We start from the raw sequence: 24,939 nt of genomic DNA, 5'->3' as shown, positions 1-24,939 counted from the left end.
TTACCCCTTTCGTCCTAATAAAGAGAATAGTTGGTCGACGGCTTCCCTATGCTCAACCTGCTCCTCTGTTCCTTGTTTCAAGAAAGAGATCACTCCTGGATGATACTGAATAGCCTGATCCACTTCTTGCGATGTCCCCTTCTTGTACGCCCCAATTTGAATCAGCTCTTGGTTTTCTTCATAGGTAGCAAGCATGGACCTTAGCTCTCCCGCTGCATCTTGCTGCTCCTTTGACGTAATTTGTTTCATCACACGACTAATCGATTTCAGAATATTGATTGCAGGAAACTGACCCTGCTCTGCAAGCTTTCTATCTAAAACAAAGTGCCCGTCCAATATCCCTCGAACAGTGTCGGAAATTGGCTCATTTAAATCGTCTCCATCGACAAGGACTGTATAAAAAGCTGTAATGGTGCCATGATGGTTGGTGCCGGTTCGTTCGAGCAGCTTTGGCAGTATTGCGAATACACTAGGTGTATATCCTTTCGTAGTCGGAGGTTCTCCTGTAGCTAGGCCAATTTCTCTTTGTGCCATAGCTACCCTGGTTACAGAATCCATCATTAGATTGACATTAAACCCTTTATCCCGAAAGTATTCGCTGACAGCAGTAGCCGTATAAGCCCCTTTGATTCTCATTAATGCAGGCTGATCAGATGTAGCAACCACCACTATCGATTTCCTTAATCCCTCTTCACCGAGGTCCTTTTCCACAAATTCCTTAACCTCTCTTCCGCGCTCTCCAATGAGTGCAATTACGTTGATATCAGCACCACTATTACGGGCTATCATTCCCATCATAGTACTCTTTCCGACACCACTTCCTGCAAATATACCTACTCTTTGCCCTTTGCCCACAGTAAGAAGTGTATCAATGGAACGAATGCCCACTTGGATAGGCTCTGTAATACGAGGCCGGGACAACGGGTTAGGTGGAGACTGCTCTGTAGGGTATGGCTGTAACCCCTTAGGAAGGGATGCATCTTCATACAGCGGATTACCTAACGGATCAATGACTTGACCGATTAAACCGTGTCCTACTTTTATTTGCAGTGGTTTTCCTGTCGCTTCTACTAAGCACCCCGGCGAAAGATCCATTAACTCTGCATAAGGCATGAGCAGGACATTTTCGTTATGAAAACCAACCACCTCAGCTAAAATAGGTTTCTTGGATGTATGAATGATACATACCTCTCCGACACTTGCTTCGGGTCCCTTAGATTCAATCATCAAACCAACAACGCGATGGATTTTTCCATATCGCTTGAATGTATCGATGGCAGGTATTTCTTTAATTAATTGATTCACGTTCACTCTCTTTATCCTCCTCGAGCAGTTGAGACAAGATTGTTCGGAGTTCTTTCAATTGACTATCGACACTAGCATCTATCCTCCCATAGGAAGACTCCACGTAACATTGGCTTGGTTCAAGACTTCCTTCGGGATGAATAGTGAGGGATGCTCGCTGCTGAACTAGCAGTTGCAGTTCTTCTTTTTGTTCGATAACTAGTTGATAGTAATCAGGGTGAACTAACAATTGAATCGTTTCTTGTTCTTTCACTTCCTCTATTAAAGAGCGCACTATAGATACATAACGAGAGGGATCCTCCTCTAAAGCTTGGTGGATTATTTTACTTGCTGCTGTAAGTCCTAGTTGTAAAATGGCTTCTTCACTTTCCTCCACTCGCTTCACATACTCTTGTTCTGAAAGCTTTATCACATTATTTGCCTGATTGAGCTTAGCCTGGTTAGCCTGATTCGCTACCCTTTCCCCTTCCTCAAATCCAGCTTTGTATCCTTCTTGTTTGGCATTCTCTATCCATTGCTGCTTTTCTTCTTCAAACTGGGTTGTTAATGTCTCAATATGTTCCTCTGCTTCTTTCATTGCTTGAGCAGCTTTCTGCTGTGCATGAAGCATTATATCGTTTGCACGCTGTTGGGCATCATGGAATGAAGAAGAGGTTTCTGTATCTTCCAACGCTTCGGCTTTCATTTGCTTCGGTTGAATAGATCGTATTCCAATAACTCTAGATTGGTTAGACAATAATATCGTCACCTCCACCTCGAGCAATCACAATTTCTCCCACATCTTCCAGTCTTCTAATCACGGAAACAATTCTAGACTGACTTTCTTCCACTTCCCTTAATCGTACTGGACCCATGAATTCCATTTCATCTCGGAACGTTTCTGCCATCCGGTTAGACATATTATTAAATACAATTTCTTTTACTTCTTCACTTGCAACCTTGAGGGATAGCATAAGGTCTTCGTTTTCCACCTCTCGAATGACACGTTGTATAGCGCGGTTATCCAAGGTAACAATATCTTCGAAGACGAACATACGCTTCTTAATCTCTTCTGCTAATTCAGGGTGTTGTATTTCCAGGGAATCTAAAATAGTTCTTTCTGTACTTCGATCGACGCCATTTAATACCTCAACCACTGCTTCAATTCCACCAGTCTGAGTATAGTCTTGAGTAACAGTTGTGGATAGCTTACGTTCTAAAATTTGCTCTACCTCACTAATAACTTCCGGAGAAGTAGAATCCATTACAGCGATACGCTTGGCAACATCTGCCTGCATTTCCTGCGGAAGCTCGGATAGAATTTGAGCCGATTGCTCTGAATCCAAGTAAGACAGGACAAGCGCAATTGTTTGCGGATGTTCGTTTTGTATGAAATTTAATATTTGAGCTGGATCTGCTTTCCGCGCAAAGTCGAAAGGCCTGACTTGCAAAGTAGAAGTGAGTCGGTTGATTAAATTTGTAGCTTCATTTTCACCTAGTGCTTTCTCTAATACCGTTTTAGCGTACCCTATTCCACCTTGGGAAATATAATCCTGTGCTAATGCTAATTGATGAAACTGTTCTAAAATTTCTTCTTTCTGATTTGGCTCTACTTTCTTGACTGATGATATTTCTAACGTTAATTTCTCTATCTCTTCTTCTGTAAGATGTTTATATACTTGCGCTGAAACATCCGGGCCAAGAGAAATAAGGAGAGTAGCCGCTTTTTGTCTTCCATTCATTTCTCCTTTTTTCTTTGCCATAGTCCTTCCCCCTAATCATCCGCAATCCAGGACCTGAGGAGCTTTGCAAAATCCTCTGGTTTTTCTTTAGCCATACGTTCTAACTGTTTCCGACGTACAGTAGACTCCGTTTCTTTCTCTTCCTCTATATCTGGCACTGACACTGGTTCAGGCTGTGCCACTTCCTCTTTAATTATTTCTGTGCTTCTATTCCTTCTAGCTAGCAGCCAAATCAGCGTTGCTATTATGACGAGCAGTACGCCCCCAACAGCATACAGCCATTTTGGAATAGCAGGTGTTGATCCGCCAGTTGATTCCGGCCTACCGGTAAATTCCTGAAATACAATTGATATTTTATTTTCTGGCTCTATCTCACCGTATTCTTTCGCTATGGAGGTAGTAACGATAGAGCTTAATATGGAATTAATGCTCTCTTGAACTGTTGTTTGCTCCTGAGCAGTCAGCTCAGCTGCCTGGTCATCTGAAGCATCAGTTTCTTTACTATTATCAACTGCTACTTGAATACCTAAATCTCTAATTTTATAAGGGCTCTCTACTATGTTTCGTTTAATCTTGTCAAATTCATTATTAATGGTTTCTTTCACCATTTCATAATCGCCGTCACCATTTGCATCTTCTGCATTATAGTTGGTTACATCATCTTCGCCTGCTCCCGGGGTCCCACCTTCTACTGGGGGATTACCCGAATAGGTTTCGGTAATTCGTTCCACGCTTACTGGAATACTATCTTCCTCATCTGTTGCTGGCTCAACCAGCTCCTCTGTCCGTTGTTCTTGTGTAAAATCTACATCTGCTGTAACTGATACAACTACTTTATCCCTGCCTATCATCATTCCAAGCATTTGCTGTACACGTTGTTGAATATCTTTTTCAATATTCTTTTTTATGCCTTGTTGATTCTCGTATGTAGTTCCATTTGCTACTGTTGAGCCATTTTTGAGCTCGTAATAATTAAAATTCTGATCAGAAATGACGATATTGTCAGTAGATAAATTTGGCACAGCTTTGGAAACGAGGTTATACAGGGATGTTATTTGTGATTCATTTATGGTGTAGCCGGATTGCTTCTGTATAACGACCGATGCAGATGCACCTTTCGATTCTTCTCCGACAAAAACAGACTCTTCTGGAGTATTAATCATCACCTTGGCATCCTGGATACCATCAATGCTAGAAATGAGCGCTGCTATTTCAGACTGCATCGCATCCCGTTCAATTACTTTAAATTCATTTTCCGTCATTCCCCATGATGTATTCGCACTAAAGTAGGAATAATCAATGTTTCCACTATTAGGCAGCCCCTGAGCTGCTAGGTCAACTAGCAACCCATCGGTTTGATCAGATGGAACAAGGATAGTTTGACCTTTGTTTGAAATCTCGTATGTGATTCCTCTAGTATCTAATTCTTCTTTAATTTGGCCCACTTCTTCTAATGATAAATTACTATAGAGCGGAGCCATATTTGTTTTGGAAGCTAAAACACTCACACTAATTACTAGAACAAGCAGCGCAATTACTGAACCTGCTAATAAGCTCTTTTGTGTGAGACTTCGACTCTTCCAAAAGGTTTTTACTTTATCTGTATAAAGTTGTAGCTTCTCTTTCATAATAGCCCCCGTGTTGAAGAACTTTATCAACTGCTAGAGAGTGATAATAATTAAACCTGCATTCTGGATATTTCTTTATAAGCATCAACGACCTTACCCTGTATCTGAACGGCCGTTTGCAGAGTAATACTAGCCTTTTGAGCAGTAATCATAACGTCGTGTAGGTTATCAATCTCGCCTTTAGCTAATTGTTCTGTTTTTATGTTAGATTGTTCCTTTGCTTCATTAACTTCGTTAATAGCGTTCGTAAGACTTTCTGCAAAATTAGCTTGCGCTTCAGCAGGAGTTGTTTTTGGCTTAGCACTTATTGTGTTTTGTGATGCAGCTTGTATATGTGAAAAAGCATCTCCGATAGTATTCATATTCATGCCCCCTATTTGCCGATTTCAAGAGATTTCATTAACATACTCTTACTAGCATTCATCGCGGTGACATTTGCCTCATAAGATCTTGTTGTGCTCATTAAATCTACCATTTCCTTTAATGGATCTACATTAGGCATTGCTACATAGCCATCTTGATTAGCATCTGGATGATTAGGGTTATATACCATCTTAGAAGGAGAGGGATCTTCTTTGATGTCTGTCACCTTCACTCCATGTGCTTCCGAATTGCTCCCCATTGCATTATGTAAGTTCGTTTGAAAGGATTGTCCATTCGGTTCAAAGGTAACGGTCTTCCGTCGGTATGGCTCCCATCCTCCATTCTCGTTTTGAACAGCTCTAGTGGTTTCTGCATTAGCAAGATTGGAAGAGATAACATCCATTCGTAAACGCTGCGCAGTAAGAGCACTCGCACTTGCATTAACAGAACTAAATATACTCACGATTTACTTCGCTCCCTTCAATACACTTTCCATGCTAGTGAACTTTCCATTAAGTCGATCGACTAAAGCCTGGTAGTATATTTGGTTTTTCGCTAAATCACTCATTTCCTTATCCACATCTACATTATTACCGTTATGATTATAAGCTGTGCTATTGTTGGAAACGACATTATACCCTTTTTGTTCCAGTCCAGTAAATGGTATATGCTGTTCTTGCGTTCTTTTCGTTTGCAAGGAAGGACCCATTTTTTCCTTAAGAATGTCTTCGAAGACAACCTCCTTTGCCTTGAATCCTGGTGTGTCCACATTGGCAATATTATTGGAAATCACTTGGTTTTTCTTTGATGCATAATTCATTGAATTCTCCAATGTATGGAAAGTGCTTCCGAATAATTGCATAAACACCCCTCCTTTTTCACTACATTAATATGAATTCAGTCCTAGTATCTACGGTAATTGTAAAAAAAGCTCGAAACCTTGTCCATAAGATATATTCCCTATTTAACCATAAAAACCAATATTTTCACTTACCAATCATACTTTAGACCTATACATTTGCATGATTTTACTAATCAGATAGTCTGGTATTATTTACGTTATCCGACATATTTCTACAATCCTGATTTAATTATGACATAGTCGTGTGGCAAAAGACATGAATATAATGTTAAATTTTTCACCCCCATAAAAAAATCTCCTTCCCCGAATGGGGAAGGAGGTTTAACATTGCTTACAGTTAATTTAATTTCATATTCTGGAGCTCAACTAGGAACTTGTCATTAAGGACTTTGATATAAGTTCCCTTCATACCTAGGGATCTTGACTCAATAACTCCTGCACTTTCAAGCTTACGCAGTGCATTCACAATCACAGACCTTGTAATACCGACTCGGTCTGCAATTTTACTTGCGACCAGAAGACCTTCATTACCTTCCAGCTCTTCAAAAATGTGCTCAATTGCTTCTAGTTCACTATAGGATAAAGAACTAATAGCCATTTGTACAACAGCTTTACTACGAGCCTCTAGTTCAATCTCCTCCGTCTTTTCATGCAGAATTTCCATCCCAACAACCGTTGCACCATATTCTGCAAGTAGAAGGTCGTCTTCGTTAAAGCTTTCTGTTAATCTGCTAAGAATGAGCGTTCCAAGACGTTCACCACCGCCAATGATTGGAACAATAGTTGTTAGTCCATGTTCGAAAAGCTCCCGGTTCTCTACTGGGAAAGCCGTAAATTCACTATTAATATCAATGTTTGGAGTTGTTTCCTTTATGGAGAATAAATTCTGTGTATAATCTTGCGGGAATTGGCGCTCCTCCAACATATTTTTCATACGCTCATTTTCAATCTCCTGTTTGATAGCGAACCCGAGCAGCTTACCTCGGCGACTAACAATAAATGTATTAGCCCCAATTGTATCTCTTAAAGTTTCGGACATGTCGTTAAAGTTAACAGATTTCCCAGTCGTTTTTTGCAGCATTGAGTTAATGTTACGTGCGCGATCTAATAATTTCATTTCCATAATAATCCTCCTAATCTGACTTGCTATAATATAAATTGACTTAAATCTTTATTTTTAGCAATGGACGCTAGTTTATCGTCTACATATGCTTTAGTAATTTCAATGGTTTCCATTGTGACGTCTGGAGCCTCAAAAGAAAGATCCTCTAATAGCTTTTCTAGAATGGTGTGTAGACGACGAGCACCAATGTTATCTGTATCCTGGTTTACTTCATAAGCCACTTCAGCTAGTCTAGTAACAGCTTCGTCAGAAAATTCAACATTTATACCTTCTGTCTCTAAAAGTGCTTTATATTGTTTCAGTAATGCATTGGATGGTTCGGTCAAAATACTAATGAAATCTTGAACCGTTAATTTTTCTAATTCGACACGAATCGGAAAGCGGCCTTGCAGCTCTGGAATTAAATCGGAAGGCTTCGCCATATGGAAGGCTCCTGCAGCGACAAACAAAATATGATCCGTTTTCACGGGTCCGTATTTGGTTGTTACAGTAGAACCCTCAACGATAGGCAGGATATCACGCTGGACACCTTCGCGGGATACATTAGCTGATTGTTCACTTTGCCCAGCCACTTTGTCAATTTCATCAATGAAAACCATTCCAGACTGTTCAACTTTCTCCACAGCCTCTTGTGACACTTCATCCATATCTATTAATTTCTGCGCCTCCACCTGGGTTAATACTTTCCTAGCTTCCCTTACAGTAAGACGGCGTTTTTTTGTTTTCTTTGGCATGAATTGTCCGAGAGCATCTTGCATATTCATACCCATCTGTTCCATTCCCGAACCTTGGAGCATATCAAACATAGAAGATTGCTGCTCTTCCAGCTCAACCGTAACCATATGGTCCTCTAATTCACCCATTGCTAGTTGTTGGGCTCTTTGTTTCCTTCTTCTTTCCACATCTTGTTCTTCCTGGTCTGGCTCTGATTCCGTCTGATTTTGAGATTGATTAAAGAACATTTCCAATGGATTCTTAAACTGATTTTGCTTCTTTTTCTCTGGAACAAGTAATTCGACGATTCGTTTGTTAGCATTTTCTTCTGCTCGTTCCTTTACATGCTCCATCTTTTCTTCCTTCACCATACGTACGGAAGTTTCCATTAAATCTCTAATCATAGATTCTACATCACGGCCAACATAGCCAACCTCTGTAAACTTCGTCGCCTCCACTTTAATAAAAGGGGCACCGACTAATTTAGCCAGCCTTCTTGCTATTTCCGTTTTCCCAACACCTGTAGGGCCAATCATAAGTATATTCTTTGGAACAATTTCATCTTTCAATTTATCTTGAAGCTTCATACGGCGATACCTATTTCTTAGTGCTACGGCAACCGCACGCTTTGCATTGTTTTGGCCAATAATATATTGGTCTAGCTGCTCGACAATTTTCCTAGGTGTAAGATTATCAGTCAATCTACATCTCCTCCTTTATTCACCAAGCACCTCTAACACAATTTCGTTATTAGTGTACACACATATCTCCCCAGCAATTTCAAGGGCAGCCTGAGCAATTTCACCAGCAGATTTTTCAGCTGAGTAGCGTTTCAGTGCTCTTCCTGCACTCAAGGCATAGTTACCTCCAGACCCTATCGCTAAAATTCCATCATCTGGTTCAATAACCTCTCCAGTACCAGAAACTAAGAACATTTGCTCTTCGTTCATGACAATCAGCATTGCCTCTAGACGACGTAATACTTTATCGCTGCGCCATTCCTTTGCAAGCTCCACTGCTGCTCTGGCCAGGTTACCTTCATACGCTTCCAGCTTAGCCTCGAATTTTTCAAAAAGCGTAAAGGCGTCTGCCACAGATCCAGCAAAGCCAGCTAATACTTTACCATTAAATAATGTACGTACTTTTCTTGCCTTATGTTTCATAACAACCGCATTTCCAAATGTAACCTGCCCATCTCCGCTCATTGCCGCTTTCCCATTATGCTGTACAGCAAAAATGGTCGTTGCGTGAAACTGTTGTTCCATCCTTCACACCTCTTTCTCAGATAACCTATCATCCTGTTCATGCTCTAGGATGACTATTGTTATATATCCTTTTTAGATGATCTTTCGTTACATGTGTATAAATTTGCGTTGATGATAAATGCTCATGTCCTAACAGCTCCTGAACCGAACGCAAATCCGCTCCTGCATTCAACATATGTGTCGCAAACGAATGTCGAAGCTTATGAGGATGAATGTCTATCGTGAGGGATGCTTTTTTCACAAGCTGATCCAATACCATCCTCACTCCTCGCTCTGTTAGATTCGTACCTTTTGCATTTAGGAAGATGCGATTTGTCGTTTGATTGGACTTCTCTAATAGCAAGTTTCTTCCATTATATATATAATCCTCCAAGGCCTCTGCTGCAAAACGCCCAAACGGAACATATCGTTCCTTCCTTCCTTTCCCATGCACAAGGAGCGTTCCAAGAGAAAAATCAATATCTCCCATGCTCAGGTTTACACATTCACTTACACGAATACCTGTAGCATATAGCAATTCCAACAATGCCTGATTTCTTTTCCCTAGAGGGGTTTGAAGATCACTAACATGGAATAATTTTTCTAACTCCTCTTCATAAAGAAATTCCGGGATGGGTTTATCCATCTTTGGTAAAGAAATGCTCATAAATGGATTGGTTTCCAGCATCTCTTCTCGTTCGAGAAACCGATAAAATGATCGTAAACTGGATAATTTTCTAGAGACCGTTCTTCTTGAATATTGATGCGTAAATAACTCGGTCAAATAAATACGAATAACGGAATAGTCCACTTCAGCCAGGTGATGGATGCTTTCTTTATGTAGAAATTGAAAGAAAGCTTCAATATCGTGCTGATAAAATTCCACTGTATATGCTGATGCGTTCTTTTCTATTTGTAAATATTCCAAGAAAGCTTTACATTGATTTTCCATATTCGTCAGCTCACCTCACATAAGGCGTTTAAATATTAACACAGTTCCTACCCTTATGCAATCAATTTCACAAAATTATAATAAAATTCTGAATTGTTTCTTATTTCAGGTAAATATATTCTTTTTGTATTCATGATAGACCCATTTTTTTACTTCTATTCAAAAAACCGTCAAGTAGTTTTCCTTACCACTCGTAGATTATAGCCTTTCGACAAAATACGTGTCAAATAAAGTTTTTGTAAACGAGACTTAAATACTCGATACAAACAAAAAAGGTATGGGGAGTCCCATACCTTACTTTTGCGCTTCTTCTTTATAATCACAGTTCGAACATTGAACTTGCGTTCCTTTTTTAGCCTTCTTCTCCACCAATAGAGAGTCACATTTTGGACATGGACGACTAATTGGTTTATCCCAGGAAAGGAAATCACATTCTGGGTATCGATCGCACCCATAGAATGTACGCTTTTTCTTACTTTTGCGTTCGACTACATTTCCTTTTTTACACTTCGGACATTTCACACCAATCTCTTTTAGAAGTGGCTTGGTGTTACGACAATCTGGAAAGTTGGAACAAGCAAGAAATTTACCATAGCGGCCCATTTTATATACTAATTCATGGCCGCATTCTTCACAGGTTACACCTGCTGGCTCATCTTTGATTTCCACTTCTTCCATTTCCTCTTCCGCCTTGTCTAGGCGTTTTTCAAAATCTTTATAAAAGTCATCTATAACTTGAACCCATTGCTTTTGCCCTTCTTCTACAGCATCCAAATTCCCTTCCATTTCTACCGTAAAGTCTACATTAATAATTTCCGGGAAATATTCTCGCAATATCTGAATGACAATTTCACCTAGTTCTGTTGGAACAAAGCGTTTATTATCAAGGCTTACATATCCACGCCGCTGTATCGTATCTAACGTAGGTGCATAGGTGGATGGACGTCCAATGCCCATTTCCTCTAACGTTTTCACTAGACGCGCTTCTGTATAACGAGGAGGCGGCTGAGTGAAATGCTGATTCGGGTCAATGTTAGCAGCTTTTACTGTCATTCCTTCCTCTAATTCAGGAAGATATTTATCTTCATCCTTTTTGTTATCATCATTTCCTTCAACATACACTTTCATGAAGCCTTTAAACTTTACTTTTGATCCCGTCGCCCGAAATTCTACTTCTTTGTTCAGCAAGTGAGCGGTCATTGTGTCCATGACCGCTGGAGCCATTTGACTGGCAACAAAGCGTTCCCAAATCAGCTTATATAGACGGAATTGGTCACGAGAAAGATTAGCTTTAATCGTTTTTGGATCTCTTAGCGTTGAAGTTGGCCGGATAGCTTCATGGGCATCCTGTGCATTTTGACTATTCCCTGATTTTTGCTCACTGGCTTTTGCTAAATAGTCCTGGCCGTACTTGTCACTAATATAAGAGGAAGCCTCTTGTTTAGCCGTTTGCGAAATACGAGTTGAGTCGGTACGCATATAGGTAATTAAACCAACCGTTCCTTCTCGCTTCCCAAGCTCAATGCCTTCATATAATTGCTGTGCAAGCATCATCGTTTTCTTTGCTTTGAAATTTAATTTTCTCGCTGCTTCCTGTTGCAGAGAAGACGTCGTAAACGGAGATGCGGGATTTCTACGTCTTTCTCGCTTGTTTACTTTGTCCACGCTGAATTCTGTCCCAACCATGCGGGACATGACATCCTCTACATCTTCTTTGGAGCTTAGCTTCTTCTTTTTGCCATTTAATCCGTAAAAAGCACCTTCGAATGCATCTTTCCCTTTTTGGAAGGCACCTTCAATGCTCCAATATTCTTCTGGCTGGAAATTATTTATTTCCTCTTCCCGGTCCATAATTAGTTTGACGGCAACAGATTGAACTCGACCAGCACTTAACCCTTTCTTTACCTTCTTCCACAAGAGCGGGCTAATGTTATAACCTACTAGTCTGTCTAATACCCTTCTAGCCTGCTGGGCATCCACTAGATCCATATCTATTGTTCTAGGATGCTTAAAGGACTCTTTTATAGCATCCTTTGTTATTTCGTTGAATACTACTCGACAAGCTGATGATTCATCCATGTTCAAGCTGTGCGCAAGGTGCCATGCAATAGCTTCCCCTTCACGGTCGGGGTCGGCTGCTAGAAAGACTTTCTTTGCTTTCTTGGCTGCGGTCTTCAATTCCTTAAGAATGGGTCCCTTGCCCCTAATTGTGATATATTTTGGATCATAGTTATCTTCAACATTAACTCCCATTTGGCTCTTTGGTAAGTCAATAACATGCCCCATAGATGCCTTTACTTGATATTTATTTCCTAGATACCGTTCAATTGTTTTTGCTTTTGCTGGTGATTCTACAATTACCAGATAATCTGCCATATATAGTTCCTCCCATAAAGGGTTCAAGTATTTTCAAAATGTAGACATTCTCTGTCTTCCGAGAACGTTTGTTTTATTTTAAAATCTTCCCTATTATTAAATATTTCCTTTACCTTTGTCAAACGCATTTTTTGATAAATTTTGCATGGGTTGGTGAAATTATCCACCATTTGTCATAGTCCACCCATCATCTGTGCCTCATGTTCTATATCCTCCATAATGTCTTGAGGGTGTTGAACTAATTTAGCACCTTGCTGTATTAAATTATTACATCCTTTTGAAGCTGAAGATTGGATATCCCCTGGAAGAGCGTACACTTCTTTTCCTTGCTCTAACGCCTGATCTGCAGTAATCAGCGAACCGCTTCTTTCCATCGCTTCTATTACAAATGTTCCATATCCTAATCCACTGATAAGGCGATTGCGTTCTGGAAAATACCATTTTTGTGGCCGCTGAAAAGGAGGATATTCACTTATTAGAAGGTGATCGGAAGCTAATTCCTTCATTAATACACGATTTTCTAAAGGATAGCAGTGCTTGAACCCAAATGCAAGTACTGCTATTGTGCTTCCACTATGCTGAAGCGCGATTTGATGGGCAAAGGTATCAATTCCCTTTGCTAATCCACTAACGATGACGCACTGCTTTTGAATAACAGGCTTTAAGATATATTCCATTTTGGAATAGGCGCTTAGCGTAGGCTTTCTCGTTCCTACAACGCTTAGTGATAAAGAGTTCAGCAATGAAACATCTCCCATTACATACAATACAAGAGGGGGATCTGGTATGTTCCGAAGCGTGGCAGGAAATGCTTCATCAAAGGAAGTCAGAATTATATTTTGATGGGCATATTGCCTCGTTTCTAATTGTTGGTTTGAGTTATGAAGAAACTGAAAGAGGGTTTGAGCTTTTGAAGAGGAAAGACGAAGCAGTGTTTTCCAATCTTCAACTGAGTAGTGAAATGTATGTTCAAGCGATGGATCTACACTTAATAAATATCGCAGGATTTTACGATTTCCGTTAACGGCTCTAGCTACATGACTAAGCCTCATTGATATAGTTTCCATAGCGGGGCCCCTTCTGCATAAAATAGGGTCTAGCTTCTGATGTCAGAAGCTAGACCTGTTTTCTTACATTAATGCGTTTTGCACTTTTCATAAAGTCCTTGATTCTTTAAAACATTAATTAGCGTTTCACCGATTGTAGCAGGTGTGTCTGCTACTTCAATTCCACACTCATTCATTACAGATATTTTTTCTTCTGCTGTTCCTTTGCCACCAGAGATAATGGCACCAGCATGGCCCATACGTTTACCTGGAGGAGCAGTTCTACCACCAATAAAGCCTACAACAGGCTTGTCCATATTTTCTTTTACAAAGCGTGCTGCTTCTTCCTCAGCTGTCCCGCCAATTTCTCCGATCATAATAACACCTAACGTATCAGGGTCCTCCTGAAATGCACGCAGAGCATCAATAAAGTCCGTTCCATTTACAGGGTCACCACCTATACCAACAGCTGTTGACTGCCCCACACCAGCTTCAGATAACTGATGAACTGCTTCATACGTTAACGTACCACTACGGGATACTACGCCAATGTGACCTTTTTTATGAATATATCCAGGCATAATTCCTATCTTACATTCATCTGGTGTAATGACGCCAGGGCAGTTTGGCCCTACGAGACGGGTTTTCTTGCCTTCCATATACCGTTTTACTTTAACCATGTCAATAACAGGGATATGTTCCGTGATACAGATTACCATATCCAGCTCCGCATCAACCGCTTCCATAATAGCGTCCGCTGCAAAGGCTGCAGGCACATATACAACAGATGCTGTCGCACCAGTCTGTTGTACTGCTTCTTCTACTGTATTAAACACAGGCACTCCTTCAACTTCTGTACCACCTTTTTTCGGTGTTACACCGCCAACAATCTGCGTTCCATACTCCAGCATTTGTTTGGTATGGAAAAGAGCAGTAGAGCCTGTGATCCCTTGTACGATTACTTTTGTATTCTTATCAATATAAACACTCATCTTGGTCCGTCCCCTTTCTTATTTTACTAGCTCGACAATTTTCTGAGCTGCTTCTGCTAGTGACTCAGACGCTGTGATATCAAGGTCTGATTCATTTAAGATTTGTTTTCCTTGCTCAACATTAGTTCCTTCTAGACGAACTACTAACGGAATCTCAAGCCCTACTTCTTTTGTAGCGGCTACTACTCCTTCAGCAATTACATCACATTTCATAATTCCACCGAAAATGTTCACAAGGATTCCTTTTACGCTGGAGTCGGATAAAATGATTTTAAACGCTTCAGTTACTTTCTCAGCGGAAGCCCCTCCCCCTACATCAAGGAAGTTCGCGGGTTCACCGCCATAATGCTTAATAATGTCCATTGTTGCCATGGCAAGACCTGCCCCATTTACCATACAGCCGATATTTCCATCAAGGGCGATATAGCTTAGGTCGTGTTTAGAAGCTTCAATTTCCTTTGGATCTTCTTCATCTAAATCTCTATATTCTAAAATATCTTTTTGACGGAATAAAGCGTTGTCATCAAAATTCAATTTCGCATCCAGCGCAAGAACTTCTCCGTCTCCAGTAGTTACCAATGGGTTGATTTCGGCGATAGAGCAATCTTTTTCGACAAATACTGTATATAGTCCCATCATAAATTTAACTGCTTTGCCTAGCAATTCTTCTGGAATATTAATGTTGAATGCAAGACGACGAGCTTGATAAGGCATTAATCCTGTAACAGGGTCAATGACCTCTTTGAAGATTTTCTCAGGTGTCTCTGCAGCAACTTCTTCAATTTCTGTTCCACCTTCTTCAGATGCCATCATCGTTACTCGAGAGGTTGCACGGTCCAGTACAATACCAACATAATATTCTTTTTGGATGTCGCAGCCTTCTTCAATCAGTAAGCGCTTAACTTCTTTGCCTTTAGGACCTGTTTGGTGGGTGATAAGCTGCTTTCCTAAAATGTCATCTGCGTATGTACGAACTTCTTCTTCGTTCTTTGCGACTTTAACGCCACCTGCTTTTCCACGGCCGCCTGCGTGAATTTGTGCCTTCACGACAGATACGCTTGAGCCTAGTTCTTTCGCTGCACTTACAGCTTCATCTACTGTATAGGCTACTTTACCATTTGGAACGGCAACGCCATAGCTTCGTAAAATTTCTTTGCCTTGATACTCATGAATATTCATGTTCCATCCTCCCATCAAATTGTCACTGCATGACCATTGTATAAAAAATGTGTGTGAATTGTCTACAAATTCCCACACATATGTATAAACTTTATTTTATTTCGATACAATTTGCAGGAAAGCCTTAGAAATGTGGAAAATCCACATGCTAATATAATTCGCGTTTAACAGCCATTAAGATAATAATGTGTTTACATACATCCTTATAAAAAAATTATGATAAAAGACTGGAGTTTTTTTCTTTCTTTTTCCTAACAGAATATACCTATGTCTTTCCTGCTAATCAGACTGTTTGTCTAATTGATACACAAATGCGAACACCTCGGCAACTGCCTGATATAACTCTTCTGGAATCGATTCATTGATATCCAGCTGCCCTAATAAGTGAACAAGCGTAGGGTCCTCCTGAACAGGTACCTGATGCTCCTTCGCTTTTTCAATTATTGTCTCAGCGGTTAATCCTTTGCCGCTCGCCACGACCTTTGGCGCATCATGCTGATCATAATCATATTGCAGGGCAACTGCCTGTTGTCGCTTAGAATTATTCATATTTTCAAATCAAAGCCTCCTTCATAGTAGGAACGCACAGCTGATGTCTTCTTTCCATTTGTTCCTTGTTCATCCGGTAATTTAAAACGAACCGTAGATAACTGATAACCGATTTTCTCCAAACCGGATTCTAAAGCCGGTTTAAGGGCAGGAATTACGTCCGCTGCAGCTTCATTCACGGAATAAATGGTTACTTGCACAATTCTTTTCTGCACTCTCATATCAATTACGGTTTCCTTTAATGCCGCTAATTCTAAATAGAACAAAATGCGACAATAATCAGGGTCAATATCTCCATTTTCGTTTTTCTTACCTTCCATATCCATAAAGAGATTTTGCTCCATTCCGAACCATTCCCCAGGAAGGTGCAGTTGCAGCTGCATCGTTTGTTCTGTATCCTGTACCTGCAAGGGAATACCATTTAATTGATGCAGCACATTTTGCATTTTATCCAGTAACGCAGAAGAAATATTCTCCTGCATCCCTTTTAGAATAGCCCCCTTCAAGGTGTGGTCAACCGTTATTGATTCATTGTCTTGAAATGACTTAAACAGGTTGTGTTCATAATTCATACCGCTTGCTTCCAGTGCTGACTTCCACTGTATGTAGAAGGAATCTCTAATTCCGTATTGATTTTGTGATCCTTGATTATAAACAGATAATAACCTAATTAACGAGTGCTGCTCTTCCTTTGTTAATTGATTGGCCGTAATATCAGAAAGGGATGTCTGCAAAGCTGCAGGAATAGCCTCCTGCTTGGAAGTACCCACGGCAGGTAAGACTGCTGCATCAACCAACGTTTTCAATGAATTCCATGAATGCTGATGCATATACCGCTGAAGGACCTGTAGCAGTTTTTCACCATTGCTTGAGTGGAATAGCGAACTCGTTTGTTGCAAAAAGGCTTTCCATTGTTGGTCAGTGGAAGGGATAGCATTCTCTTTTGAACCCTTCATGGAAGTTGTGAACTGCTGCAGGCTATTAACCCAATGGGACAATTGCTGTTTCATGCCTTGTGAAACAGGTAATTGCTGTTGGTATATGCTATGAAGCTTATTCTTGATTACTTGTTCCGATGAAAGATGAGGGTGAGGTATTGCACCAAGGTTACCTTCCTGTCTGCTTTTTAGCGCAACAAGCTGCTTCACTCCTTCAGATATGAAGGAATTGGTTTGTTTCCCATTCACTGCTCCCCACTCCCTCTGGTGTAGTGTAGAAGGATTATTCAGCAACCCTTCTAATCTATGTGAAATACCGCTAATCGTTTGCTGAGTGAGGGCATCTCTCAGTGTTACAGCTCCAGACAGCAGTCCAGCTTTTTGCAACAGGGCCATCGTTGGTTGATGCTTACTATGCATTTCTGCGTCCACTAAGTTAGCTATAACAGAGTGAACAGACTCTGAGACAGATTTATTCATCATTCGTTGCATGCTATGATGAACAGCTTGTAATGCTTTTGGAGAGGAGCTGCTTGTCAGCGGTAATTCCTGCTTCATAATCTGGAGTGTTGATAGAAACGATGTCTCTGTCCCCATTCTACTATGGAGTGCTTGCCATACTGGAAGTCTGATAGGCATGCTATGTTTCATCATATGCAACAATACTTGCTGAGCTAGCTTACCTCCTTTTGCCTGGGCCATTATTGCAAAAGCTTCTTTTAGGTTTTGCTCTGTAAACGGGACGTTGTTTTTGTATAGCTGTTGAACCAAGTCGATTCTTTGTTTATTGGCAGAAAAGCCGAGCTGTTTTAGCATAGAGGCCACTTGGTCGATATTATTCGTTACCGCTTCCTGCATGACCTGTAATGTAAGCACAGGGTCATTTGCCTTTACTTGGAAGACATACCTGCCATTTAGCTCTAGGGAGGCCTCCAGTTGAGCAGTCATTTCCCTTGACCCGAGTTGAATTAGGGCTTTTTGCTGAGGGTATAGCTTTAGAACCTTGCCACTAATCATTTGTCCAGGCTTCACGCTTTGCTGTACTTTACTGGCTGGATTAGATTGAAGAGCTTGAAACAGGTTGGATACAGGGCTTGTAGACATATCAGCCCCTCCCTTCTCTTTTATAGCTTTACTGCAGCCTTAACTGGGGCGAAACTTAGCCGATGGTAAGGGGTGACGCCTTGATTCCGTAAAGCATCTAAATGGGCTTTCGTGCCGTATCCCATATTTTTCTCTAAATGGTATCCTGGGTATTGCTGCCCTAATTGGCTCATATACCGATCTCTTGAAACTTTCGCTAGCACACTAGCAGCAGCAATGGAAATACTCCGCTGATCCCCTTTTGGCATAGATTGATAAGTCAAGGAAGCCTCTGGCAAGGGAACAGCATCTATAAGCAGCTGATCTGGAGTAGGATTCAACTGCTGAATTGCTTGGAGCATCGCCTGCTTCGTAGCTTGTAAAATGTTTATTTCATCAATTGTCTTACTATCAACCATAGCTATACCATAGCTGACAGCATGTTCTTGAATATATGTAAAAAAATGCTCCCTTTCTGCTAAAGTAAGCTGCTTAGAGTCTGTTAAGCCTGGTAAATAAAAGTCCTCTGGCAGCATGACAGCCGCTGCTACAACCGGTCCCGCTAGCGGTCCTCTTCCAGCCTCATCAATGCCAGCTATATACCTTTTTCCACGCGCTCTGCACTCACGTTCCCATTTACTCATGTCATTAAATTGCTGACGCAGCTCCTCCTGCTTTGCCCTCTCTCTATCATACTTACGCATAAGCTGCTGCACACCCTTCCGCGCATCTCTCCGAAAGGCTAGTTCTTCCTCTGTTGTTAATCCAGCTTCTATATGTTGTTTAATTTGAGCTATTGTATATGTATATGACATTATGTTCTCCACCTCTTTATTATATCGACCACAATCCCGTAAACGTTTATGGTACACCTTCTAATTCCGGATGTTATCTTTTGCATAGTTCGAGGATTCAGTAACGATATGGCATGATTGACCGACGGGACATGAAAAATCCTGACATTCTAGTGAAATGTCAGGACTCCTTAATGGATTCAGGTGTTTCAAGAGAGATATCGCCTAATCGATGAGAGCGCATGTCCCGAATGATAACCTCTGCAACCTTATCGTAATTTACACGCCCTCCAGCTTCTAAACAGCCTCTTTTCTTTCCGATATGCTGAAAGATTTCGTCCATATCCTCCATATAAGGAGACAGTTCATATCTTTCTTCTAAAATGGAAGGATATTGTAATTGTAAAAATTTCAGAAAGAACGCTGCTACATCTGGGATTGGCAGAATATTATCCTTAATCGTTCCTACTACAGCAAGACGGTAACCAATAATTTCTTCCTCGAATTTAGGCCACAGGATACCTGGGGTATCGAGTAATTCAAAATCGTTCTTCACCTTAATCCATTGCTGTGCTTGTGTAACACCAGGGCGATCTCCAATTTTGGCAATTTTCTTTTTAGCCAGCCTATTGATTAACGTAGACTTACCTACGTTCGGAATACCGATAATCATAGCCCTGGCTGGTCTAGGACGTACTCCCTTTTTACGCAATCTTTCTAGCTTTTCATTTCCTAATGCTTTTGCTTTTTGTACGACAGCCTGAAGATCCTGCTTGTTTTCTACATCCACCGCCATTGCAGTAATCCCTTGTTCTTCATACCATTCTATCCATTGTGTTGTGACAGCGGAGTCAGCAAGGTCACGCTTCATGAGTATTACCATTTTCGCTTTCTGGTTTAACACTTTGTGAAGCATCGGATTTTGAGAGGAATAAGGTACTCGTGCATCTACCAGCTCGATGACAAAATCGACTAGCTTGAGCTTTTCCTCTACTTCTCTTTTTGCTTTGGCCATGTGTCCTGGAAACCATTGTATCGTCATTGTACCACCCTCTTTTAATCGACCGGGCCTATTCGTTTAGGAGGCCAGATAATAAATTGGGTCTCGCCTATTAGGTTCTCCTTAGAGATAAGTCCCAACCTTCTACTATCTGTAGAATTGTTACGATTATCACCTAACACTAACACATACCCTTCCGGAATTGTTTGATTTCCTCCGGGCAAATCCTCTAAAGCAAAGTCAAATGTGTACGTTTGGTTGTCTCCAAGTTGATCTAACCGTTCCTTGAGAAAAGGCTCTTCTATCGGTTTTTCATCTACATATAGTTTATCATCCCGATAGGCTACATGCTCTCCTGGAAGGCCTATGACCCTTTTAATATACTTCTTCGTTTCTGTAGCCTGAAATACGACTATATCAAATCGTTCAGGCTCTCCCATTGAGTAACTTAATTTATTCACAATCAAATAATCTCCGTTTTGTAAAGTAGGTAACATGGACGGACCATCTACGATAACTGGAGAAAATAAAAACATTCGTATTATGATAGCAATTACGGCTGCAATTCCTAATGCTTTGATCCAGTCAAACCATTCTTTTCTTTGCTTTCCAGTCACCCTTACCCCTCCACATACTTGAACTAGCCAACTACATGCAATTCATTAACGGCTTGTTTATGTAAGCACATAATAAGAGCCTCGAGTCTATGGTTGTCCTAAACATTTTACGTTATAACAAAAAGGAGCCTGACAATGCAAGCTCCTTTTTCCATAGTTGTTCTTAGCGAATTTCTTTAATACGTGCTGCTTTTCCACGTAGGTTACGTAGATAGTAAAGCTTAGCACGACGTACTCTACCACGACGGGTTACTTCAATTTTATCAACACGTGGAGAATGAACTGGGAATGTACGCTCAATTCCTACACCGTAGGAAATTTTACGAACTGTAAATGTCTCAGAGATTCCTCCGCCGCGACGTTTGATAACTACACCTTGGAAGACCTGGATACGCTCACGGTTACCCTCTACAACTTTCACGTGCACCTTAACAGTGTCACCTGCTTTAAATGTAGGAAGATCCGTACGAAGCTGGTCTTGTGTAACCTCATTGATTAAGTTTTGCATGGTTTTCACTCCTCTTCACTAATGCTCATGCCTGGATGTACCTGGCAGCGGAACATCGTTTTTTTCTTAAGTACGATCACTTAAGCACAAAGTTTAATATATCACATTGCCTGCTATATCGCAATAGATTACTCATTTTTTTCAATAGAATCAATCCATTGTTTTTCTTTAGGGGAAAGCTCATATTCAGTAAGCAAATCTTTTCGCCGTTCGTACGTTCTCTTCAATGATTGTTGATGACGCCACTCATCGATATGAGCATGGTTCCCAGATAATAAAACCTCTGGAACCTCCACCCCTCTAAATTCTCTAGGCCTTGTGTAATGAGGGTGCTCAAGCAGCCCTTTGGAGAAAGAATCCTCTGGAGCTGAGGCTTCATTGCCGAGAACGCCTGGCAATAACCGTATGACACTATCCATCACTACCATTGTACCCAGTTCACCACCGGTTAAGACATAGTCACCGATGGAAATTTCATCAGTAGCAAGGTGAGTACGAATGCGTTCATCATACCCTTCATAGTGACCGCAAATAAAAATGAGATGGTCTTCCTGGGCAAGCTCTTCTGCCTTCGCCTGTGTATAAGGCTCGCCTTGAGGGCACATTAAAATGATACGTGGAGGTTTTTCCTCTGAAGGAGCTGTACCTTTTTCTACTGCATCGAATACAGGTTGGGGGGATAGGACCATACCAGCTCCTCCCCCATAAGGGTAGTCATCTACTTTATTATGCTTATTCTCCGTGTACTCTCTAAAATCTATCGTCTGATACGAAAATGCGTTCATATCCTGGGCACGCTTCATTATAGAATGGTTTAGGACTCCCTCAAACATTTGGGGGAATAACGTTAAAATATCAATATGCATTAGTCTAGCAATCCTTCCATTGGTTCAATTACAATTTTCTTCTCTTGTACATCGACGTGCTGCACAACTTGTGTAATATACGGAATTAGTGCATCTTGTGCCTGTTTACGTTTCACTACCCATACGTCATTAGCACCTGGTGATAATATTTCCTTCACTTTACCAACCGATTCCCCTGCTGTTGTAACGACATCGCAGCCGATAATTTCATGGTAATAAAATTCTCCTTCATTCAAAGGGGGCTGTTGTTCTCTCATAATAGAAAGCCTTCCGCCTTTAAACACTTCCACATCATTTATATTATCGTACCCCTGAAAATGAAGAAGGTGAAAGTTCTTGTGCATACGATGTCCATCAATGACGAGCTTCTTTCTTTCGTTCGCCTCTTTATGAGTGAAATAAACAACATTTCCCTCTTCAAAACGATCCTCAAAATCAGTTACTTGAATGACACGTACCTCTCCACGAACACCATGAGTATTCACTACTTTTCCTATAGTAAACAAATCTTGTTCCATTCTTATCACCTATCCATCCATTCTTATCACTTTTCCATCCTGTACGACGATAGCTCCTTCACTCATAACGACGTCCCAATCGTCCCCAACACGTACATCCACCATCGTCTCCACTTCCCCCTCAGTAATTTCACTGCCCAAGGGTAAAATGTGGAGCTGTTCTAATTTATAGTCTACCCAGCGAATTTTCTCTTTCCGTCTATCAATTTCCTTTTGGAACCGCTTGGAAACTTCCTCTCGGGAAATGTTTTGCTTCATTTCAATCCTTCTTTTCTCGAATGAAAGTTGCTGGCATTCTTGATCTAATTGTTTTTTCTGTTTTTCAAATTCAGCTGTCAGTTTTGCTTTACTCGCTTCCGTAAGTACTTGTTTAACGGGAACCTTTTTCATTATCTTCATGATCTGTCCTCCGTTTGCCTTAGTAACTATATATTTAATTCCACCATTACAGCGGCTGGCTTCAATTGTGTACCTAGAAAAAGGCTGCAGGATGTAAAAAAAGGGAAAGGTTATCCCTCTCCCTTTGTTACATGATATCCAGATAAACCCTTTTGTTTGAATGGGAAGCCGCTGCATAGACAACTGTTCGAATTGCTTTTGCAATACGTCCATGCCTTCCAATCACTTTACCTACATCTTCTTTATGAACGGAAAGATGATAAGTAATTTTGTGATCTTCCTCTTGCACCCTAACATCTACTTCATCAGGAAAGTCAACCAGCGGTCGTACCATTGTTTCAATTAAGGATTGCATGATATCACACTACTTTACTTTTGATTTTTTTTAGCGTGGAATTTCTCCATGATACCTTGTGTAGAGAAAAGGTTACGTACTGTATCAGATGGCTTTGCACCTTTTGTTAACCAATCCAACGCCTTCTCTTCATTAACTGTTACCTCTGAAGGAGTAGCTGTTGGGTTGTACGTTCCAATCTCCTCGATGAAACGACCATCACGTGGGGAACGGGAATCTGCAACTACTACACGATAAAATGGATTACGCTTTGAACCCATACGCTTTAAACGAATTTTTACTGCCATATTAAAAACCTCCATATATTTCTTTCAATTATAATTTCATTACACAAGTAAAGATTGTAGCAGACAATCAAAAGTGTGTAAAGTGTTTTTACATTACATATTAAAATAAAAGCCAAAAGGGGCTCAGTTGAACGGCAAATTACGGAAGGAACTATTACATAAACGGTAATTTAAACCCGCCCATGCCACCTTTCCCTTTTTTACCTTTTTGGTTCGTCATTTGTTTCATCATTTTCTTCATGTCGGTGAACTGCTTCAGCAGTCGATTTACTTCCGAAACATTCCGTCCCGACCCTTTCGCTATTCGCTTCTTACGACTTGCGTTTATAATATTTGGGTCTTCTCTTTCCTTCTTGGTCATAGAGCGAATGATAGCCTCAATATGGTTCAGTTGATTTTCATCTACTGACGCATTCTTTAAGCCCTTCATCTTGTCCGCCCCTGGAATCATGCCAATTAAATCTTCAAGTGGTCCCATATTTCGAACCTGACCCATCTGTTCCAGGAAATCATCTAGCGTAAATGAAGCATCGCGCATTTTTTGTTCGAGCTCTTTAGCCTGATCTTCATTCACTTCCGTTTGAGCTTTCTCAATTAAACTAAGCACATCTCCCATGCCTAAAATACGAGATGCCATTCGATCTGGGTGGAATGGTTCTAATTCATCTAACTTCTCACCCATACCAGCAAATTTAATTGGTTTATCCGTCACGGCCTTAATAGATAATGCCGCACCACCACGTGTATCACCATCAAGCTTTGTTAACACAACGCCAGAAATATCAAGCTGCTCGTTAAATGTTTCAGCAACATTTACAGCGTCTTGTCCTGTCATCGCATCGACAACGAGGAATACCTCATCTGGTTTTACATTAGAATGAATTTGCTTAAGTTCATCCATTAAGTGCTCATCAACGTGTAAGCGTCCAGCCGTATCAATAATGACGTAATCATTATGATTTTCCTTCGCTTGCTCGATAGCGCCGTTTGCTATATCAACTGGGTTGGCTTCTGTCCCTTGTGAAAATACAGGCATATCAAGCTGCTTACCTAGTGTTTCTAACTGGTTGATTGCTGCTGGTCGGTAAACGTCGGCAGCTACCAGTAAAGGATTCTTATTGTTCTTTTTCCGTAAATGGTTGGCGAGTTTACCTGTGGTGGTGGTTTTACCAGCACCCTGTAAACCAACCATCATAATGACAGTAGGAGGTTTATTGGCGACAGCAATTTTACTCTGCTCTCCCCCCATCAAATCCGTGAGCTCCTCTTTGACAACTTTAATGACCTGTTGTCCTGGAGTTAGGCTTTGCATTACTTCCTGACCTACTGCTCGTTCTTTTATGCGTTTGATAAAGTCTTTTACAACTTTGAAGTTAACGTCTGCTTCTAATAAAGCGAGCCGGACTTCGCGGGTCATCTCTTTTACATCTGCCTCTGTGACCTTCCCTTTTCCTTTAATCTTCTGGAAGGTATTCTGCAGGCGATCGGCTAACCCTTCAAATGCCATATAAGCCGTCCTC

Annotated in this window: 27 protein-coding genes; all 27 read right to left on the bottom strand. The window is 40.8% G+C overall.

Annotation, left to right across the window (positions count from 1 at the left end; genetic code table 11):
- On the bottom strand, nucleotides 1–1,311 hold the full coding sequence (gene fliI / locus ACFFGV_RS11185; RefSeq protein WP_377347786.1) for a flagellar protein export ATPase FliI: 1,311 nt from the start codon (nucleotides 1,309–1,311) through the stop codon (nucleotides 1–3).
- Nucleotides 1,289–2,059, bottom strand: a complete 771-nt coding sequence (gene fliH, locus ACFFGV_RS11180) for a flagellar assembly protein FliH (protein WP_377347949.1) — start codon at nucleotides 2,057–2,059, stop codon at nucleotides 1,289–1,291. Before fliH ends, fliI begins: the two co-directional genes overlap by 23 nt.
- On the bottom strand, nucleotides 2,034–3,047 hold the full coding sequence (gene fliG / locus ACFFGV_RS11175; protein ID WP_377347784.1) for a flagellar motor switch protein FliG: 1,014 nt from the start codon (nucleotides 3,045–3,047) through the stop codon (nucleotides 2,034–2,036). Before fliG ends, fliH begins: the two co-directional genes overlap by 26 nt.
- Nucleotides 3,048–3,058: 11 nt before the next feature.
- Nucleotides 3,059–4,654 (bottom strand): flagellar basal-body MS-ring/collar protein FliF, encoded by a 1,596-nt coding sequence (gene fliF / locus ACFFGV_RS11170; RefSeq protein ID WP_377347782.1) that lies wholly within the window; start codon nucleotides 4,652–4,654, stop codon nucleotides 3,059–3,061.
- A 50-nt stretch (nucleotides 4,655–4,704) separates the two neighbouring features.
- Nucleotides 4,705–5,022: a flagellar hook-basal body complex protein FliE gene (gene fliE, locus ACFFGV_RS11165; protein WP_377347780.1), complete on the bottom strand. Its 318-nt coding sequence runs from the start codon at nucleotides 5,020–5,022 to the stop codon at nucleotides 4,705–4,707.
- 5 nt (nucleotides 5,023–5,027) lie between these two features.
- Nucleotides 5,028–5,480, bottom strand: a complete 453-nt coding sequence (flgC, locus tag ACFFGV_RS11160; RefSeq protein ID WP_377347778.1) for a flagellar basal body rod protein FlgC — start codon at nucleotides 5,478–5,480, stop codon at nucleotides 5,028–5,030.
- Nucleotides 5,481–5,483: 3 nt separating this feature from the next.
- The gene (flgB, locus tag ACFFGV_RS11155; RefSeq protein WP_377347776.1) at nucleotides 5,484–5,879 is read right to left on the bottom strand and encodes a flagellar basal body rod protein FlgB; all 396 of its coding nucleotides are present in this window, start codon (nucleotides 5,877–5,879) and stop codon (nucleotides 5,484–5,486) included.
- A 337-nt stretch (nucleotides 5,880–6,216) separates the two neighbouring features.
- Nucleotides 6,217–6,996: a GTP-sensing pleiotropic transcriptional regulator CodY gene (gene codY, locus ACFFGV_RS11150; RefSeq protein WP_377347947.1), complete on the bottom strand. Its 780-nt coding sequence runs from the start codon at nucleotides 6,994–6,996 to the stop codon at nucleotides 6,217–6,219.
- Between the two features lie 29 nt (nucleotides 6,997–7,025).
- Complete coding sequence (gene hslU, locus ACFFGV_RS11145) at nucleotides 7,026–8,417, bottom strand: ATP-dependent protease ATPase subunit HslU (protein ID WP_377347774.1); 1,392 nt, start codon at nucleotides 8,415–8,417, stop codon at nucleotides 7,026–7,028.
- Nucleotides 8,418–8,432: 15 nt separating this feature from the next.
- Entirely contained in the window at nucleotides 8,433–8,981 is a 549-nt protein-coding gene (gene hslV / locus ACFFGV_RS11140) for an ATP-dependent protease subunit HslV (protein ID WP_377347772.1), read from the bottom strand.
- A gap of 37 nt (nucleotides 8,982–9,018) precedes the next feature.
- Nucleotides 9,019–9,912, bottom strand: coding sequence for a tyrosine recombinase XerC (gene xerC, locus ACFFGV_RS11135; protein ID WP_377347770.1), 894 nt, complete (start codon nucleotides 9,910–9,912; stop codon nucleotides 9,019–9,021).
- Nucleotides 9,913–10,206: 294 nt separating this feature from the next.
- The gene (gene topA, locus ACFFGV_RS11130; RefSeq protein ID WP_377347768.1) at nucleotides 10,207–12,288 is read right to left on the bottom strand and encodes a type I DNA topoisomerase; all 2,082 of its coding nucleotides are present in this window, start codon (nucleotides 12,286–12,288) and stop codon (nucleotides 10,207–10,209) included.
- A 173-nt stretch (nucleotides 12,289–12,461) separates the two neighbouring features.
- Entirely contained in the window at nucleotides 12,462–13,355 is an 894-nt protein-coding gene (gene dprA / locus ACFFGV_RS11125) for a DNA-processing protein DprA (RefSeq protein WP_377347766.1), read from the bottom strand.
- Nucleotides 13,356–13,423: 68 nt separating this feature from the next.
- On the bottom strand, nucleotides 13,424–14,326 hold the full coding sequence (gene sucD / locus ACFFGV_RS11120) for a succinate--CoA ligase subunit alpha (protein WP_377347764.1): 903 nt from the start codon (nucleotides 14,324–14,326) through the stop codon (nucleotides 13,424–13,426).
- Nucleotides 14,327–14,344: 18 nt separating this feature from the next.
- A complete protein-coding gene (gene sucC, locus ACFFGV_RS11115; protein ID WP_377347762.1) occupies nucleotides 14,345–15,505 on the bottom strand; it encodes an ADP-forming succinate--CoA ligase subunit beta in 1,161 nt (386 codons plus the stop codon).
- A 279-nt stretch (nucleotides 15,506–15,784) separates the two neighbouring features.
- Nucleotides 15,785–16,054 (bottom strand): EscU/YscU/HrcU family type III secretion system export apparatus switch protein, encoded by a 270-nt coding sequence (locus ACFFGV_RS11110; protein WP_377347761.1) that lies wholly within the window; start codon nucleotides 16,052–16,054, stop codon nucleotides 15,785–15,787.
- Complete coding sequence (locus tag ACFFGV_RS11105) at nucleotides 16,051–18,096, bottom strand: hypothetical protein (protein ID WP_377347759.1); 2,046 nt, start codon at nucleotides 18,094–18,096, stop codon at nucleotides 16,051–16,053. Before ACFFGV_RS11105 ends, ACFFGV_RS11110 begins: the two co-directional genes overlap by 4 nt.
- Nucleotides 18,097–18,116: 20 nt before the next feature.
- The gene (gene rnhB / locus ACFFGV_RS11100) at nucleotides 18,117–18,890 is read right to left on the bottom strand and encodes a ribonuclease HII (RefSeq protein ID WP_377347757.1); all 774 of its coding nucleotides are present in this window, start codon (nucleotides 18,888–18,890) and stop codon (nucleotides 18,117–18,119) included.
- A gap of 160 nt (nucleotides 18,891–19,050) precedes the next feature.
- Complete coding sequence (gene ylqF / locus ACFFGV_RS11095; protein ID WP_377347755.1) at nucleotides 19,051–19,911, bottom strand: ribosome biogenesis GTPase YlqF; 861 nt, start codon at nucleotides 19,909–19,911, stop codon at nucleotides 19,051–19,053.
- Between the two features lie 14 nt (nucleotides 19,912–19,925).
- The gene (lepB, locus tag ACFFGV_RS11090; RefSeq protein WP_377347753.1) at nucleotides 19,926–20,486 is read right to left on the bottom strand and encodes a signal peptidase I; all 561 of its coding nucleotides are present in this window, start codon (nucleotides 20,484–20,486) and stop codon (nucleotides 19,926–19,928) included.
- 163 nt (nucleotides 20,487–20,649) lie between these two features.
- Nucleotides 20,650–20,994, bottom strand: a complete 345-nt coding sequence (gene rplS, locus ACFFGV_RS11085) for a 50S ribosomal protein L19 (RefSeq protein WP_377347751.1) — start codon at nucleotides 20,992–20,994, stop codon at nucleotides 20,650–20,652.
- Nucleotides 20,995–21,122: 128 nt separating this feature from the next.
- Complete coding sequence (gene trmD, locus ACFFGV_RS11080) at nucleotides 21,123–21,860, bottom strand: tRNA (guanosine(37)-N1)-methyltransferase TrmD (RefSeq protein ID WP_377347749.1); 738 nt, start codon at nucleotides 21,858–21,860, stop codon at nucleotides 21,123–21,125.
- Nucleotides 21,860–22,378 carry a ribosome maturation factor RimM gene (gene rimM / locus ACFFGV_RS11075; protein ID WP_377347746.1) on the bottom strand — a complete coding sequence of 173 codons (519 nt, stop codon included), beginning with the start codon at nucleotides 22,376–22,378 and terminating at the stop codon, nucleotides 21,860–21,862. Before rimM ends, trmD begins: the two co-directional genes overlap by 1 nt.
- 9 nt (nucleotides 22,379–22,387) lie before the next feature.
- The gene (locus ACFFGV_RS11070) at nucleotides 22,388–22,777 is read right to left on the bottom strand and encodes a YlqD family protein (RefSeq protein WP_377347744.1); all 390 of its coding nucleotides are present in this window, start codon (nucleotides 22,775–22,777) and stop codon (nucleotides 22,388–22,390) included.
- A 127-nt stretch (nucleotides 22,778–22,904) separates the two neighbouring features.
- Nucleotides 22,905–23,132 carry a KH domain-containing protein gene (locus ACFFGV_RS11065; RefSeq protein ID WP_377347742.1) on the bottom strand — a complete coding sequence of 76 codons (228 nt, stop codon included), beginning with the start codon at nucleotides 23,130–23,132 and terminating at the stop codon, nucleotides 22,905–22,907.
- A gap of 14 nt (nucleotides 23,133–23,146) precedes the next feature.
- Nucleotides 23,147–23,419, bottom strand: a complete 273-nt coding sequence (gene rpsP, locus ACFFGV_RS11060; protein WP_377347740.1) for a 30S ribosomal protein S16 — start codon at nucleotides 23,417–23,419, stop codon at nucleotides 23,147–23,149.
- 154 nt (nucleotides 23,420–23,573) lie between these two features.
- A complete protein-coding gene (gene ffh / locus ACFFGV_RS11055; protein ID WP_377347738.1) occupies nucleotides 23,574–24,926 on the bottom strand; it encodes a signal recognition particle protein in 1,353 nt (450 codons plus the stop codon).
- Nucleotides 24,927–24,939 lie beyond the last annotated feature (13 nt).

It is taken from the genome of Pontibacillus salicampi (assembly GCF_042434395.1).
Lineage (GTDB): Bacteria > Bacillota > Bacilli > Bacillales > BH030062 > Pontibacillus > Pontibacillus salicampi.
The sequence above is the reverse complement of the archived record's forward strand: the minus strand, read 5'-3'. Positions and strand labels throughout refer to the sequence as shown.